Origin of the sequence: Acinetobacter sp. YH16052, from assembly GCF_013417155.1 — a bacterium.
Lineage (GTDB): Bacteria > Pseudomonadota > Gammaproteobacteria > Pseudomonadales > Moraxellaceae > Acinetobacter.
Genome location: NZ_VPEO01000001.1, coordinates 31,842 through 46,952, shown reverse-complemented (window position 1 = coordinate 46,952; position 15,111 = coordinate 31,842). Strand labels below are relative to the sequence as shown.

The window sequence follows — 15,111 nt, the reverse complement described above, 5'->3', positions numbered from 1 at the left end:
CCTATGACTCATCGTATCAGGCATAAAAATTATGCAAAAAACTTCAAAATCATCTGAATAACAGTAGCATTGATTAAGTCAACGAAGAACGCACCACATAATGGAACAATCAGGAAGGCCTTATGCGACGCACCATACATATTGGTAATCGCCTGCATATTGGCAACCGCTGTTGGCGTTGCGCCCATACCGAAACCACAATGACCTGCTGCAAGTACCGCAGCATCATAGTTTTTGCCCATGAGGCGGAAAGTGACGAAAGCTGCATACAAAGCCATGGTGATGGTTTGCGCACCCAGAATCACCATGAGTGGTCCTGCAAGGTCAGCCAATTGCCATAATTTCAATGATAACAATGCCATTGCCAAGTACAGCGACAATGAAGCATTACCGAACACATCAATCGCACGATCGAAAATCTGAACCTTGAAAACACCTTCCAGTACATTACGCAGGATGACACCACCCGCCAATGCCCAGACAAATGTTGGCAGTTCAAACGCAGTACCTTTACTGAAACCCGTCATAAACTCTGCAAAAGCCAAACAACCTGCGAACAGGCCCAAGGTCGTGATTGCATTATCAGCGGTAATTAAACGCACCTGATGCGGATATTCAAACGGTACATATTCGTTGGTCGTGCTATCCATTGGTGTATTGTCACGCTTTTCGATCTGCTGATCGGTACGTGCAGTAGCCAGGTTATGACGATTGATCAGTAATTTGGCCAAAGGTCCACCAATGATCCCGCCGATGATCAGACCGAAAGTCGCACTGGCCATACCCAGTGCCAAAGCACCCTGAATGCCATGTTCAACTTCAAAAATCTCCCCCCATGCACCCGCAGTACCATGACCGCCGGTTAAGGTAACTGAACCTGCAATCAGGCCAATCAGTGGGTCAATACCCAATAATGTTGCCAGACTCATGCCGACCGCATTTTGCAAAATAATGAAAGCCGAAACAGCAAACAGGAAAATAACCAGACCGATCCCACCTTCACGCAACTTGGAAAAGTTGGCACTCAGACCAATCGAAGCAAAGAAAATCAGCATAAAGCTGGTTTGTAATTCTGCACTGGTGGTGATGCTATATCCCCACAATGAATGCACCAGCAATGAGATAATCGCCGCAACCAAACCGCCCGCAACCGGCTCAGGAATATTGTAACGTCTTAAAAAATCGATTTTATTAACCAGGAATCGGCCGAGTAACAAAACAATGACTGCGGCAATCAAGGTATAAAATGCGTTAAAAGTAAAATCCATAATTTTTTGCCCAAGATGATTTTGAATTTTTTATTGTTCTAAAAGTAAGGGAGTGCGCTAGATCTCTAGCTCGCTCATTAGATCTTTATCTGGAAATATCCTGATTTGATCTATCACCATTAGAAAAACAAACCGATTTATCATCTCTTTTAAACTTATGAATATCATCATCACGATCATATTCAACAAATGAGAGATTTATAAAAGCAACACCTTTTCTATTCCGACACTCAGTCTGTTGGAAAATTGCAGACAATTTTCAAACAGACGCGCATGTTGGTAAAAAAACTGTGTTTTAAGCTCAAAAAAACATTCAGTGCTTGATGAGTGCTTTCAACCTAAAGACTTCATTCAAGCCATCTGGAATCGCGTTATTTAAAACAGATCTTAATCACAAAATGCATGAATTAAGATGAAAAGTCGTACATTATGCTGTTTCTTTGTATCAAGTTTTATTTCTTTTTATTAGCAATAGTTAATTTACCTATAAAAAATAATTATAAATTCTCATTTTTATATGAAGATTAATCTATATTTTAATTCAAAAAAAATATTAATCTTTTACTCGACACGGAATGAAACAGGGATCTTGAAATTAAATTATCTTGATTTGCAGTCAAAATAAACCAGTTCTCTGTTTGAAATTGTTATTGTTGAATGGTTCAAGCACTTGGGTTTTAAGCCATTTTTTAAATCAAAGACCAACATTATGGGTAAATCGATTGCTATCACTGAGGCGATTTATGTTTAGCTAAAAGAATGCGAAATTTCATTCCTCAAGTCATTTTGCTGACAAATTGTTTTTTGCAGCCGGCTGAGAATGAAATTTTCCTATCCCCCGTTCTGTTTGTTTAGTTTATAGTCATTACAAACTCAATAAGGATATTCGACTGGACCCCATAATGGATCAAAATCTTGTTCATGCTGTAGATCACACCATCACTTCTCGCCATTCAGTGCGTGCTTTTTTAAATACCCCCGTTAGTACAGACACCTTAAAAGAGATTCTGGCGGTGGCCAGCCGCGCACCTTCAGGAACCAATACCCAACCCTGGAAAGTGTATGTGGTAACAGGTAAAAAGCGTGATGAACTCGTGCAGCAGGTTTGTCAGGCACAAATGCAAATCTATGCAAATCCGGAATTGTCGCAGCAGTATCAGGAAACTTTTGCCTATTATCCTGAACAATGGATCTCGCCATTTATTGAACGTCGTCATGAAAATGGCTGGGGTTTATATGGCTTGCTGAATATTCAGAAAGGCGAAAAGGAAAAAATGGCGTGTCAGCAGCTGCGTAATTTTGAATTATTTGATGCCCCTGTCGGCTTATTTTTTACTGTACATCGGTCTTTGGCGATTGGGTCCAAAATGGATGTTTCCATGATGATCCAGAATGTCATGCTAGCCGCAAAAGCCCGCGGTCTGGACACTTGCCCGCAGGCAGCCTGGAATCACTTTCACCCGATCGTGCTTGATCTGGTCGGCGCACCCGATGATGAAGAGCTGGTCTGCGGTATGGCACTGGGTTATGCCGACCCAGAGCAAATTATTAACAGCTTTATTACCCCGCGCGTTCCCGTAGAAGAATTTGCCGTGTTTATCGATGAGTGATGCAAGCAGGGCTAAGCCAACTTGCTTAGCCCTCTGTCCAGACCAGTATTTTTATTATCTGAGAGGCAGCCAGCATCTATGCATTTTTTAGGCTGGGCATGTTGATTTTAAAAATCGCCCAAGCAGAAATACCGACAAAAACCAGCATGATCAATGCCATATTCAGTAAAGCATGCCAGATCAGAAAATTCAGTAATACACCGCCCAATAAACCACAGACAAATTGCATACTGCCCATAATGGCACTTGCAGTTCCTGCCCGCTCGCCCTGTTTAGCCATTGCTAAAGCCATGGCATTCGGACCAGTAAACCCAAGGGCTGCCACCACAATAAACATGCCTAACAACACCCAGAGCACAGAATCGACATCCAGACAGCCGAGCAAGATTAACCCTAATACACCGGCAAACTGCAGACAGGTGCCAATTTTCAGACGCTGCAATATCGAGAAACGCCCAGCCAGACGTTTATTCAAGGTCGAAAACAGCATGATCCCGAAGGCATTGGCACCAAAGGCATACGCAAACTGCTGCTCGGTCAGTTGATAACGATCCATCAGAATAGTCGAAGAAGCACTGATATAACAGAACATCACCGCACCGGAAAAACAGCCGGCATAGAGCGGGCGTCGAAAGCTGGGATCTTGAAAAATGCACCGGTACAAACTTATAACCTGTTGAAAGTTCAGCTTGAGACGGCGTTCTGGCTCCAGGGTTTCTTTAAATAGAAAATGTACACAGGCCAGACTCAACAGACCACAGCCCATCAGCACCAAAAAGATCATGTTCCATTCATAAAACATCAACACCCAGGCCCCCAGACTCGGGGCGATGATTGGCGCAATCGCAGTCACAATCATCATGCTGGCAAAGGCCTGAGCTGCTGAATGCATATCCAGACGATCGCGAATTGCAGCGCGTGCCATGACCACCCCGACACAGCCACCGAGAGCTTGCAGAATTCGTGCAGCGATCAGGCTCCATTCATCCTGCGCAAAGACACACAGCAAACTTGCCACAATGTATAAACACAGCCCAAAATACAGTGGCGGTTTACGTCCAATCCGGTCACTGATCGGACCATAAATCAGTTGCCCGATCGCCAGACCGAAGAAATAAGCCGGCAAGCTATTGGAAACCATTTGGGTACTGACACCAAAATCTGCTGCCATAGCCGGTAAGGCCGAAAGATACATATCAATGGATAAAGGCCCGAATGCACTTAAGGTCGCCAGCAAAACAATCCAGGACATGGCATAAGGTTGTTGTACTATTTTATTCGATGTCATAAGCATGAAGATTTAAAGCGCTAATATGCAGACAAATTAACACAGTGCATAGTATGATTTAGCCTGAAATGAAGATTTATAAATATACTATTTTCATTAGCCTATTCAGATTCAGCTCTAAGACTGCAGTATAAAGGACGACCTTTGAAATCTTGGCTCACTCGTCTCAAGCAAACCACCTATAACACGACCTTGATGTATAACCTGCGCATGATGACGGCATTTGCAGGTACCGCCTTTGTTCCCTATTTTATGGGACAACAATTGATGACGATCCCATTGACTTTAGGGGTGGTCGCAGCCGGTTTAAGCGATATTGATGACCGCTTTTCGGTGCGGATTTTAAATCTGCTCTACACCTACATTGGCTTCTTTATTACGGCAGTAGGCGTATATCTGCTTTTTCCTTATCCCTTGCTGTTTGCCTTGGCCTTAATTGTGTCCTGTATTGCCCTGATTTTGCTGGGTTCACTAGGGCGACGCTATGCCACGATTTCCTACGGCTGTCTGGTGATTTCCGTTTATTCCATGCTCGGGGTGGAGCTGTTTGATGAATGGTATAAACAGGCTGGTTTATTGGTCATCGGCGCGATGTGGTACGGTCTGCTGTCGACCATCAGTTTCCTGATTTTCCCTGCCCGACTGGCGCAAGACAAGCTTGCCATTTCCTATTCTGCTCTCGGTGACTTTTTATATGCCAAGTCCAATCTGTTTGATGTGGACATGACCCCGAAAAGCTATCAGCAAAGCATGATTGAACTCTCGCTTGAAAATGGGAAACTGATTGCGATTTTTAATGAGATGAAAACTGCCCTTTTGACTCGCCTGAAAGGTGACCGGGGGCAAAAAGACACCCGTCGCAGTCTGCAATATTATTTTGTGGCGCAGGATATTCATGAACGTGCCGATTCAGCACATATTGATTATCAGAAATTGACCAAGATTTTCCAGCATAGCGATATCCTGTTCCGCTTCCAGCGCATCATGTCAATTCAGGGCAAAGCCTGTAAGGACCTGAGTGAAAGTTTACTGATGCGCAAACCCTATGTGCATAACCAGCGCTTCAAGCATGCCTTTGATAACCTGAGACAGTCTCTGGATAAGTTACGTCAGGAGCAGCATTATGATCAGGTCTGGATCAGTGCCCTGTTTGCGCTGTTTCAAAACCTGAAATCGATTGATGCCCAGTTACGCAATCTGGAAACCGAGCAAAGTATCAAGTCCGAGCGTTTCAAACATATCGAGAACCAGCTTAGAGATGATGACCTGAAAGGCTGGGATGACATCAAGATTCGTATTAAGCAGCATCTGACCCCAGAATCGGTGCTGTTCCGGCATGCCATTCGCCTGTCGATTGTGCTGCTGATCAGCTATATTTTTGTACAGGTCAGCAATATTGAATATGGTTACTGGATTTTATTGACTGCACTCTTTGTCAGCCAGCCGAACTTTAACGCCACCAAACGCCGTTTACGTCTGCGTATCGTGGGCACTTTGGTCGGTATTATTCTCGGTTATGCCATTTTATATTTTGTGCCTTCCATCGAAGGACAATTATTGCTTCTGGTACTGAGTGGGATTTTGTTCTTTGAATTGCGCAGTAAACAGTATGCACAGGCCACCGCCTTTATCACGATTTTAGCGCTGATCAACTTCAATCTGGATGGTATGGGCTATGCCGCGGCCATCCCGCGTATGATCGACACCTTGATTGGCTGTGCGATTGCCTGGTTCGGCGTCAGCTTTATTTTCCCGGACTGGAAGTTCCGGCGTTTGCCGCGCAGTATCAAACGCAGCTTGCAGGCAGAAGCAGATTATTTGAGTGAAGTGATCGAGCAGTATAAATCGGGACGTAATAATGGCCTGAAATATCGGATTGTGCGTCGTGCTGCCCACAATACCGATGCCGAGGTGGCTTCACTGATTTCGACACTGGCCACTGAACCGGATATTGATCCGGTACAAAAATCACTAGCCTTTGAGTTTCTTTGTCTGAACCATACTTTTATCAGTTATATTGCCGCACTGGGCGCACACCGGGAAAAAATTGAAGATCAGGACATTCTGAATTTACTGGACAAAGCACTCGAGAACATTCGTGGTGCATTGTTACGAGATGAAATGCCCGATTTAAGTGCGCAAAATATGATTGCCCATATTCGACAGCGCCTGGCTCAAGATCAGGAGCAAGATCAAAAATCCCTGATCATTTTGCAGCAGCTGTCTTTAATGTTCAGCATTTTAAAGCAGTTGAGTCAACTGAAACAAAGTTTGAGTCATGAGCGTGATGAACAGGCAACTGAATTAGGTTCATTATAATTTGGCTGATTTTGGAACAATATACTCACTGAATTGGTACAATTAGTGCTAAACTTTTTACAGTTTAAAATCTGCTAATTTCATTATGACCGCGAAAAATTTATACGCTTATACCCTACAGCCTGTGAACTATGAAATTTCAGAAGCCGAGCAGCGTCATGCTCAGCTGGTGATCTGGCGTAGTACCAATAAAATTGGCATGAAAGCATGGCTGATCATGGGTGCTGTTGTTGCACTTTCTATTCTGGGCATTCTGCTCCTGAAGAACTATTCTACCGTGTTCTGCTGGGTGGCCATTGTCTGTGTAGTGTTGTATTACCTGATCCGTACCTTTGGTCTGGAATGGTATGTTAAACGCAAGATGAATGAATTTCCGGTACAGGAAATCAAAGGTGTTCGCCTGGGCGTGCAACCGCATGGCATCGTGATGCGCCAGAAAATGGGCATGCAAGAAGGTGTTGGTGCGATTAGCTGGAAAGACATCTATGAATGGTACAACACACCAGAATTCATGTTGGTCAATTTCAAAGTAAAAGGCCAGCAAGGTGCGTATATCCTACCGAAACGTCTGGACAGCAAAAACTTCTCTTTCGCCACGATTCGCAAGCATCTGGAAGCAGAAGTGGGCGCAGCAAAACAAATCTAACCTGTTCTTTCTTCAGTGAAAAACCTCCTGCCCCGGCATGGAGGTTTTTTTAATCTTAAAACAATAAATGATAATGAGAATAAATATTATCCTCAACACCTATAATTCAGGCTCAAACTTCAGTTATAATTTTGCCACTTTTATAGATCTCACCCTTAATCTGACGACCATGTTTAAAAAGACATTTTTCCAAATCCACTGGTTTCTGGGGATTACAGCAGGTTTAATCCTCTCGATAATGGGGGTCACTGGCGCAATCTATTCCTATGAACAACAAATATTAAAATGGATGAATAGCGACAGTTATACAGTTCAGGTTCAGCAACGTGACAAACTCACGCCTGCCGAGCTGTATCAGCACTTTAACCGTACTGCGCCTGACATGAAGATCAACAGTATTACCGTGGCACAAGATCCGAGTGCTTCGAGTACTGTGAATGTTGCCAAAGAAGGGGCACGGCGTGGTCAGAACATCATGATCAACCCGTATACTGCGGAAGTCTTGCCAGAGATTAAGGGTCGGGAATTTTTCCAGTTTGTTCAGCAACTGCATCGTAATTTGACGGTTGGTCCAGTAGGTAAGCAGATTACCGGTGCCTGTACCCTGATGCTGATCTTTTTTGTCTTGTCAGGTCTGTACCTGCGCTGGCCGAAACGTCATTCGATCAAGCAATGGTTCTTTGTAAAACCTCAGTTGAAAGGCCGTAATTTTATCTGGGATCTGCATGCTGTTGTGGGGACCTGGGTGGTGATTTTCTACCTGATTCTGGCCTGTACCGGCCTGTACTGGTCCTATGACTGGTGGCGCAATGGTATGTTTAAGGTGCTGGGTGTGGAACGCCCACAACCGGAAATGCAGGCCAATGCGGGCAATAACCGTGGTGAAGGACGTCCAGGCGACGAACGTGGCCCACGTGCTGAAGGTGAAACACGAGGTGAAGGCCGCGAAGGTCTCAGCCCTGAAGCTACTGTCCGTGCGTTGGACCAGAGCTGGATTGGCTTTAACACTGAATTTTCAGATAAGTATTCTACTGTAACGTTTAACCTTCCGAAAAAACCGGATGGTGAAATGCAACTGAGCTTTGTCGATCCAATCGTTCAGCATGAACGTGCACGAAACAGTGCCACTTATAATTACCAGACAGCTGAATTTACCAAAGTTGAGCTGTATGAAGATAAAAAGCTCAATGAAAAGATCATGAGCAGCATGTTACCGGTGCATCGTGGCAGCTTCTTCGGCCCGATCTACCAGTTCTTTGCCATGGTCGCAGCCTTGTTGATGCCGTTATTCTTCGTAACTGGCTGGATGCTCTATCTGAAACGTCGCAAGCAGAAACGCTTAACGCTGGCAGCACGTCAGGGTGCGACTGCAGTGAACCTGGATGAAAATGCTAAACCGTGGCTCATTGCTTATGCCTCACAAACAGGGGTTTCTGAGCAACTGGCTTGGCGTACAGCAACTGCCCTGCAGGAAGCACGTCAACCGGCAACAGTGAAGCCGGTACAACAACTGACGCTTGCCGATTTACAGCAAACCGAACAGGTATTATTTGTTGCCAGCACCTATGGCACAGGCGAAGCGCCAGATCTGGCCTCTTCTTTTGAGAAAAAAATCCTGTCTGCTCAAGCTGATCTCAGTTATTTAAGTTATGCGGTATTGGCCTTGGGTTCTCAGGAATATCCAGACAGCTATTGCAGTTTTGGTCACCGTATTGATCAGTGGTTAAAACAGAATGGTGCCCAGCAGCTATTCAATACGATTGAAGTCGACAATGCCAATAACGAGCATATCCAGCAATGGAATAGTGCGCTGGAACAAGTCACTCGACTTGAGCTACAAGCGATGAGTATCGATAAGACCTTTGATCACTGGAGTTTGAGTAAACGTGAAGTCCTCAATCCGGGTAGTCTGGGTGCGCCTGCCTTCAATATCGAACTGACCCCTGAGCATGAAGCCGTCTGGCAAGCAGGTGATATTGCCGAGATTCAGCCAGGAAATAGCCCAGAACGTATTCATGCATTTATGCAAAAGCACCAGATAGCAGCGGGTACACAAGTACCTTCTATGCAACAGAATATTGAACAGGCACTCTGGGATCGTGATCTGACTCAGGCTGAACCTTTTGATTCTCTGGATCAGCTCCTCACGCAATTACCGGTTTTGGCAACACGTGAATACTCCATTGCCAGTATTCCAAGCCAGCAGGTTTTACGTCTGGTGGTACGTCAGCAAACCGATGCTAGTGGTAATCTGGGATTGGGTTCAGGCTGGCTGACCCAGCATGCGGCTCTCAATGCGCCCATTGCACTGCGTATTCGCAGCAATGAATCTTTCCACCTGATTGATGACAACCGCCCGATTATCTGTATTGGTAATGGTACCGGCATTGCCGGACTATTAAGTCTGCTCAGTGCGCGTAACCGTCAGGACTATAGCCAGAACTGGCTGATCTTCGGTGAACGTCAGCGTGAACACGACTTCTTCTTTGAAGAAACCATTCAGGCCTGGCTGCAAATGGGAACCCTGAAACGTCTCGATCTTGCATTCTCGCGCGACCAGCAGGAAAAAGTTTATGTACACCATAAACTGCGTGAACAGGCTGAAGAACTAAAAGCTTGGATTGCTCAAGGTGCAGTGATTTATGTCTGTGGTAGCATCAATGGCATGGCCAGCGATGTGGATCAGGCCCTGATTGAGATTCTCGGTGAAACGATGTTAGATCAATTACGTCTGGATGGACGTTATCGCCGTGATGTATATTAAGATAACCTGATATGCTAAAAACCGGGCTCAATGGCCCGGTTTTTATTGAAGATGCAAAAGCAATAATAAGAATATGAATAAGAAAAAAGGAACCCTGGATGCTCAATCAACTTAAACGAAGTCTTAGCCTGATCTCTGGCTTGATCCTATGTATCAATAGCGTCTGGTTACTGAGCCAAGGTCAGAGGCATTTTGCTATTGCCCTGTCGATCTTCATTGGGGTGGCACTCATCCTGTACGCCTTATTTTTTTCATCTATTCAGCGCTGGAAACAGAATTCTCGATTCAGAACCTTGTTCTGGAACAGTCTCTGGGGCGGATTTTTATTCTGGATAATCAGTGTCGCGGCTTTCTTTGTTTATATCCAGATGTCAATTAACCCGAATATTCCGGCACGACCTGCTGCAGCGATTTTAGTATTAGGCAGTGGCATTAATCAGGGTCAGCCCTCACCCATCTTAAAAAATCGTCTGGATACCGCAGCAAAATATGCAGAACGATATCCAAATACTTTAATCATTATGACCGGTGGACGAAATTTCCGGGAGAGACAGAGCGAAGCTGAAGTCATGCAAAGTTATATCTACACGAACTATCCGCAGCTCAAAAACCCCATTAGCTTAGAAGATCAAAGCAGAAGTACCCAACAGAACCTGCAATATTCTCAGGCAATCTTAAAACAGCAGCATATTGATCGAAATGAGCCCATTGCGATTGTCACTAGCGATTTTCATAGCCCTCGTGCCCGTGCCATTGCCAGACATCAGGGTTATCAACAAGTCATCAGCCTGAGTGCCAGCACACCCCAGAATGTTCGCTATAATTCCTGGTTACGCGAATATTTTGCTTTGATAAGTGGCTGGCTACTGAATGAATATTCATTGTTCCAATAAACAAGCTGTTTTAAAAACAATAAATTTAATTTAAACGGATCTGCCTAGGCAAAGGCATATCCGGATTTTTAAACAGTTCCGGCTTTTGCACATAGATCTGATACAGATAATTTTTAATATCAAGTAATAATTTTTCCGGTGCCACCAGAATATTCTGCCCTTCCGGGGTCAGGTCAAGCGAAACAATGGTACTTTCCTGACGTAAAAAGGGAATGACTTTCTCTACAAAATCCTTGAGACCAATTTCCTGAATCTCGTAATTTTCCCAATTGTCTTTAATCAACAGTCGAGCCAGACCTTTACTTTGCCAACAGGCAAATGCGCGTTGTCCGGTCGGCGTGGCACATAAGGCCCACCCATCCTGATAGAGTGCAAAAATGCCAGCATTAGCAACAATGGCTTCAATATATTGCTTATAAAGCTGTTGAGGATCGAAAGCAGTTTTTTGGGATTTGGTCGCGGCTTTGCGCTGATAGGGATTTCTCATGGTCGTGAAATCTTAATATTATTATAATACAATCAGATTCTAAGGAATAAATAGAGTTGAAGCAAGAAGATATGGTGGGCGCTGACGGGATCGAACCGCCGACATTCTGCTTGTAAGGCAGACGCTCTACCAACTGAGCTAAGCGCCCTGAGAAAACAACAACGTTGTTTTAAATGACGCAAGACCAACAAGGGATGTAGTCTTGGTATCTTGAAAACTCAGATCTCAGGAATCCAAGCTTCTCATCTTAGGATGGCGCAGCGGACGGGGCTCGAACCCGCGACCCCCGGCGTGACAGGCCGGTATTCTAACCAACTGAACTACCGCTGCATCGTAAGAATCTGGTGGGCGCTGACGGGATCGAACCGCCGACATTCTGCTTGTAAGGCAGACGCTCTACCAACTGAGCTAAGCGCCCTGATAAAGAGTGTCAATCTTTAGTTTATTAAATTCAGGCTCAGGGACCTCAATTTAATTTCTTTTGAAATGGCGCAGCGGACGGGGCTCGAACCCGCGACCCCCGGCGTGACAGGCCGGTATTCTAACCAACTGAACTACCGCTGCATCGCAAAAGAATCTGGTGGGCGCTGACGGGATCGAACCGCCGACATTCTGCTTGTAAGGCAGACGCTCTACCAACTGAGCTAAGCGCCCTCAAAAGGTCTATCGTATAAATGGCGCAGCGGACGGGGCTCGAACCCGCGACCCTCGGCGTGACAGGCCGATATTCTAACCAACTGAACTACCGCTGCATTTACACAATGTCGCTATTGTGGCAAACGAAAATCAAGATCTTAAAGTGGCGCAGCGGACGGGGCTCGAACCCGCGACCCCCGGCGTGACAGGCCGGTATTCTAACCAACTGAACTACCGCTGCAACTATAAGGTCTCAACATAAAAGAGCTTGGTGGGCGCTGACGGGATCGAACCGCCGACATTCTGCTTGTAAGGCAGACGCTCTACCAACTGAGCTAAGCGCCCTTTCTAAACGTCTATCATCGTTTGATGGGTGCATTATAGAGAATCTGCACAGCCTGTCAAACGCTTTTCGGAATGTTTTCCACTTTTTAGGTGTGAGTGATTAAAAAATAGGTTGTTTGTTAAAAAAAACAACACTTTTTGTTTATTTTTTAAGTCTCTACCGAAATTTTTTAATTTTCAAAATGAAAATTGAAGCGAAATTTTGTGTTTTACCCTGCGAAGTTTCAGTCTAACCACACGACATATTGCAATTCTGATTAAGGATTATACAAAGCTTTAAAATACTCGACGTTGTGTTCATGTAATCTTGCAACTGTCATTTATTTTTAAGTGGGAAATAGCGATAAATTTAAGCTTTAAAGGATGATTCAACCTGTTCTATGCCATGAAAATAGGATCTGGATCAGATTAATCAATCTTTTCTGCTGTCTCCACCAAGCAGATTCAGCCTATAAAAACAAAATCATTTTCACATGACTTTAAGTCGATCCGTTATGTTATTCAGTGCGTTGAACATTCAGCATTTCCAGATCCAATTCCTGTTCAGAAATATAAACCAGTGCATTCTCACTGATCAGGTCAAATAATTCAGCGACCTCCGGATTACGCATACGGATACAGCCGTGCGACAGCGGCTCTCCCATCTTTTCGGTTTCTGGGGTGCCATGAATATAGATATAACGCTGATAGGTATCGCAGCCCTCCCCTTGATTAAAACCTGCCTCAAGGCCACTCAGCCATAAAATGCGCGTCAGGATCCAGTCACGCTGCGGAAATTCTGCTGCCAATTGGGGATTATAAATTTCACCCGTCACCTGACGTGCGACAAATACACTATTTAAGGGAGCATTCTGACCAAACTTTTCAGCGACTTTGTGCCAGCCACGAGGAGTCTGGCCACTATTTTCAGTTTCGCCAATGCCATTTTTGCCACTGGAAATCAGATATTGCTTGTTTAGACGGGGCAGATACAGTTTTTGTTGGGCAAGATCAATCAGGATATCGGCTTGATCCAGATACAAGGTACTCATGACTTGTTATTCTCAGACTCTATTTTATTTGGCTCTATAGGGTTTAATTTGCTATCTACAGATTGCGGAGTTTGTAGATCTGTCTTTTCTGGGTCGACTGTATTTTGCTGAATAATGATCTGATTCGGTTCAGGGCGTCGCCATAACCAGATCGCGACGATCAGCATAGTAACATTGGTAAAGGCTTTTACGGCCAAGGGTGCTGTGGTAAACAGCATGATGATCCCGCTGATCAGCATCATGATACTGGCCAGCCATTTGGCCTTACGCGGTACAGTACCATGCGCGCGCCAATCTCTTAAGGTCGGACCATATTTAGGATGATTCAATAACCAGTCATCCATTTGCGGCCAGCCTTTGGATGCCGCCCAGGCCGCCAGAATCAAAAAGACCGTTGTTGGCATACCCGGCAGGATTGCACCGATAAAGCCCAGGATCACAAACAGCACCACCAGACTTCGCCAAAACAACACTTTCATACATCAACCCTAGCCGCAGAATTCAGGTAGTATAAAGCGTTTTCCGATACTGTCCGTTGTATTTCTGCACTTTTCACAGGTTGTACTATGCCCTTTTCCAATTTAAACCAAAATCTTGTAGAAGCATGGCAACGTTATCAACATCCTCTGGTGCGGCAACTGGCGTTTGCTGTCGGCAGTCCGAATATCCTGTTCCATATTCCAGATGAACTTGAGCTTATATATTACTTTGAACTGCATGAAAGCCAGGCCTGGCAGCACTATCTCAACCGTTACCATCCACGTTTAGAGTTTCTTGATCAGCATCCAGAAGAATTAATCGAATTTGTGCAGCAACTGAAAAGTACGCGTTTAGGGCTGCGCTTTGAAATGCTGATCTGGTTCTGGTTACTCGATGATGCCTATCATCCGTATCAGCTGCTTGCTCATAGTCTGCAAAAGATTGAAGGCGCCAAAACCCTGGGGGAGCTGGATTTTCTGCTATTGAATACTGCTACAGGACAGATTGAACATTGGGAAGTAGCACTGAAATATTATCTGGCCGAAGCAGATTTTAGCCTGCCGCATTGGTATGGCCTAAACCGCACCGATACTTTAATCAGAAAAATGAAACATTTCACACAAAAACAATTCCAGTTTGATGAGGCTTTGCAGCATCCCATTCAAAGACGGTTTTGCGTCCTCAAGGGACAGCTGTATTTGCCTACACATCATGCCGATCAGCCAATTCCCTCATGGATCAATACCGAGCGTCGTCTGGGCTTATGGGGACAGCATATTCCTGCTGCACAGCACGGTTTCTATCGTCTGCAACGACATGAATGGATTTATCCGCAAGCCCGGCCGAGCAGTTCAGCTGCGATCTGGTGGACGGATGGACTTTATAACAAACTCGATAGTGATGACTTTTATATGTATCGCAATCCGGTGCTGATCCAGCATCCATCGCATAAGCCCCTATAAAGCATTACATTTATTAACCGAAGCACTATGAAAACCACATATTTTTTAGAGCGTATATTTTCTACTCTAAGTCCCACATCATAATAATTTTATTATTGATTATACGGAGATGATGATGAAAAAAATTCTTGCTGCTTCATTAATGATGGCTTTTGTATTGACTGGCTGTAACACCGTAAAAGGCATGGGCAAAGATGTGTCTAAAGCTGGCGATGCGGTAACCAATACTGCTGAAAAAACCTCTGACGAAATCCGTCAAAACTAGTTTTTTCCTAAACGCTCACAGAACCCTATCCCAGATAGGGTTTTTTTATATCAGTCGTTCACATTCAAGCCTATATTCGCCTATTATAGAACCGAAAAAATTATCGACTGTTGAATA

11 protein-coding genes, 8 tRNA genes and 1 pseudogene are annotated in these 15,111 nt (G+C 44.6%); 7 read left to right on the top strand and 13 right to left on the bottom strand.

The window, feature by feature from the left end; translation table 11 throughout:
• Window positions 1-29: 29 nt before the first annotated feature.
• Window positions 30-1,268, bottom strand: a complete 1,239-nt coding sequence (gltS, locus tag FTV42_RS00215) for a sodium/glutamate symporter (RefSeq protein WP_180037076.1) — start codon at window positions 1,266-1,268, stop codon at window positions 30-32.
• 902 nt (window positions 1,269-2,170) lie between these two features.
• Between gltS and FTV42_RS00210 the strand changes: the two genes are divergently transcribed.
• Complete coding sequence (locus FTV42_RS00210) at window positions 2,171-2,878, top strand: nitroreductase (RefSeq protein WP_180037075.1); 708 nt, start codon at window positions 2,171-2,173, stop codon at window positions 2,876-2,878.
• 76 nt (window positions 2,879-2,954) lie between these two features.
• On the opposite strand, the gene FTV42_RS00205 is transcribed toward FTV42_RS00210, so the two are convergent.
• Complete coding sequence (locus tag FTV42_RS00205) at window positions 2,955-4,172, bottom strand: multidrug effflux MFS transporter (RefSeq protein ID WP_180037074.1); 1,218 nt, start codon at window positions 4,170-4,172, stop codon at window positions 2,955-2,957.
• A gap of 138 nt (window positions 4,173-4,310) precedes the next feature.
• On the opposite strand from FTV42_RS00205, the gene yccS reads away from it, so the two are divergent.
• The 4 genes from yccS to FTV42_RS00185 all read left to right on the top strand — a co-directional run bounded on the left by yccS (window position 4,311) and on the right by FTV42_RS00185 (window position 10,788).
• Complete coding sequence (gene yccS, locus FTV42_RS00200; protein WP_180037073.1) at window positions 4,311-6,485, top strand: YccS family putative transporter; 2,175 nt, start codon at window positions 4,311-4,313, stop codon at window positions 6,483-6,485.
• Window positions 6,486-6,570: 85 nt separating this feature from the next.
• The gene (locus FTV42_RS00195; protein ID WP_004280696.1) at window positions 6,571-7,131 is read left to right on the top strand and encodes a YcxB family protein; all 561 of its coding nucleotides are present in this window, start codon (window positions 6,571-6,573) and stop codon (window positions 7,129-7,131) included.
• 169 nt (window positions 7,132-7,300) lie between these two features.
• On the top strand, window positions 7,301-9,895 hold the full coding sequence (locus FTV42_RS00190; protein ID WP_180037072.1) for a sulfite reductase flavoprotein subunit alpha: 2,595 nt from the start codon (window positions 7,301-7,303) through the stop codon (window positions 9,893-9,895).
• A gap of 98 nt (window positions 9,896-9,993) precedes the next feature.
• Window positions 9,994-10,788 (top strand): YdcF family protein, encoded by a 795-nt coding sequence (locus FTV42_RS00185; protein WP_180037071.1) that lies wholly within the window; start codon window positions 9,994-9,996, stop codon window positions 10,786-10,788.
• A 25-nt stretch (window positions 10,789-10,813) separates the two neighbouring features.
• Here FTV42_RS00185 and FTV42_RS00180 read toward each other — a convergent pair whose 3' ends face one another.
• From FTV42_RS00180 to FTV42_RS00130, 11 genes and pseudogenes are all read right to left on the bottom strand, one after another.
• The gene (locus FTV42_RS00180) at window positions 10,814-11,275 is read right to left on the bottom strand and encodes a DUF2750 domain-containing protein (RefSeq protein ID WP_004645832.1); all 462 of its coding nucleotides are present in this window, start codon (window positions 11,273-11,275) and stop codon (window positions 10,814-10,816) included.
• 72 nt (window positions 11,276-11,347) lie between these two features.
• Window positions 11,348-11,423 (bottom strand) — tRNA-Val (locus tag FTV42_RS00175).
• A gap of 105 nt (window positions 11,424-11,528) precedes the next feature.
• A tRNA-Asp gene (locus FTV42_RS00170) sits at window positions 11,529-11,605 on the bottom strand.
• A 12-nt stretch (window positions 11,606-11,617) separates the two neighbouring features.
• Window positions 11,618-11,693 (bottom strand) — tRNA-Val (locus FTV42_RS00165).
• Between the two features lie 69 nt (window positions 11,694-11,762).
• Window positions 11,763-11,839: transfer RNA gene (locus FTV42_RS00160), tRNA-Asp, on the bottom strand.
• A 14-nt stretch (window positions 11,840-11,853) separates the two neighbouring features.
• Window positions 11,854-11,929, bottom strand: a tRNA-Val gene (locus FTV42_RS00155).
• Between the two features lie 21 nt (window positions 11,930-11,950).
• Window positions 11,951-12,027 (bottom strand) — tRNA-Asp (locus tag FTV42_RS00150).
• Between the two features lie 48 nt (window positions 12,028-12,075).
• Window positions 12,076-12,152 (bottom strand) — tRNA-Asp (locus FTV42_RS00145).
• Between the two features lie 28 nt (window positions 12,153-12,180).
• Window positions 12,181-12,256: transfer RNA gene (locus FTV42_RS00140), tRNA-Val, on the bottom strand.
• Window positions 12,257-12,753: 497 nt separating this feature from the next.
• Window positions 12,754-13,287 (bottom strand): cell wall-recycling L,D-carboxypeptidase ElsL, encoded by a 534-nt coding sequence (elsL, locus tag FTV42_RS00135; protein WP_180037070.1) that lies wholly within the window; start codon window positions 13,285-13,287, stop codon window positions 12,754-12,756.
• A 125-nt stretch (window positions 13,288-13,412) separates the two neighbouring features.
• Window positions 13,413-13,766: pseudogene (locus tag FTV42_RS00130) on the bottom strand (YbaN family protein); the annotation flags it as partial.
• Window positions 13,767-13,853: 87 nt separating this feature from the next.
• Between FTV42_RS00130 and FTV42_RS00125 the strand changes: the two are divergent.
• Complete coding sequence (locus FTV42_RS00125; RefSeq protein ID WP_180037068.1) at window positions 13,854-14,729, top strand: DUF1853 family protein; 876 nt, start codon at window positions 13,854-13,856, stop codon at window positions 14,727-14,729.
• A gap of 112 nt (window positions 14,730-14,841) precedes the next feature.
• Window positions 14,842-14,994 carry an entericidin A/B family lipoprotein gene (locus FTV42_RS00120; protein ID WP_004280704.1) on the top strand — a complete coding sequence of 51 codons (153 nt, stop codon included), beginning with the start codon at window positions 14,842-14,844 and terminating at the stop codon, window positions 14,992-14,994.
• Window positions 14,995-15,111: the final 117 nt, after the last annotated feature.

Coding starts and splice junctions, on each gene's coding strand:
- gltS (WP_180037076.1), bottom strand. CDS start 1,268: ATGGATTTTACTTTTAACGCATTTTATACCTTGATTGCCGCAGTCATT.
- FTV42_RS00210 (WP_180037075.1), top strand. CDS start 2,171: ATGGATCAAAATCTTGTTCATGCTGTAGATCACACCATCACTTCTCGC.
- FTV42_RS00205 (WP_180037074.1), bottom strand. CDS start 4,172: ATGCTTATGACATCGAATAAAATAGTACAACAACCTTATGCCATGTCC.
- FTV42_RS00195 (WP_004280696.1), top strand. CDS start 6,571: ATGACCGCGAAAAATTTATACGCTTATACCCTACAGCCTGTGAACTAT.
- FTV42_RS00190 (WP_180037072.1), top strand. CDS start 7,301: ATGTTTAAAAAGACATTTTTCCAAATCCACTGGTTTCTGGGGATTACA.
- FTV42_RS00185 (WP_180037071.1), top strand. CDS start 9,994: ATGCTCAATCAACTTAAACGAAGTCTTAGCCTGATCTCTGGCTTGATC.
- FTV42_RS00180 (WP_004645832.1), bottom strand. CDS start 11,275: ATGAGAAATCCCTATCAGCGCAAAGCCGCGACCAAATCCCAAAAAACT.
- elsL (WP_180037070.1), bottom strand. CDS start 13,287: ATGAGTACCTTGTATCTGGATCAAGCCGATATCCTGATTGATCTTGCC.
- FTV42_RS00125 (WP_180037068.1), top strand. CDS start 13,854: ATGCCCTTTTCCAATTTAAACCAAAATCTTGTAGAAGCATGGCAACGT.
- FTV42_RS00120 (WP_004280704.1), top strand. CDS start 14,842: ATGATGAAAAAAATTCTTGCTGCTTCATTAATGATGGCTTTTGTATTG.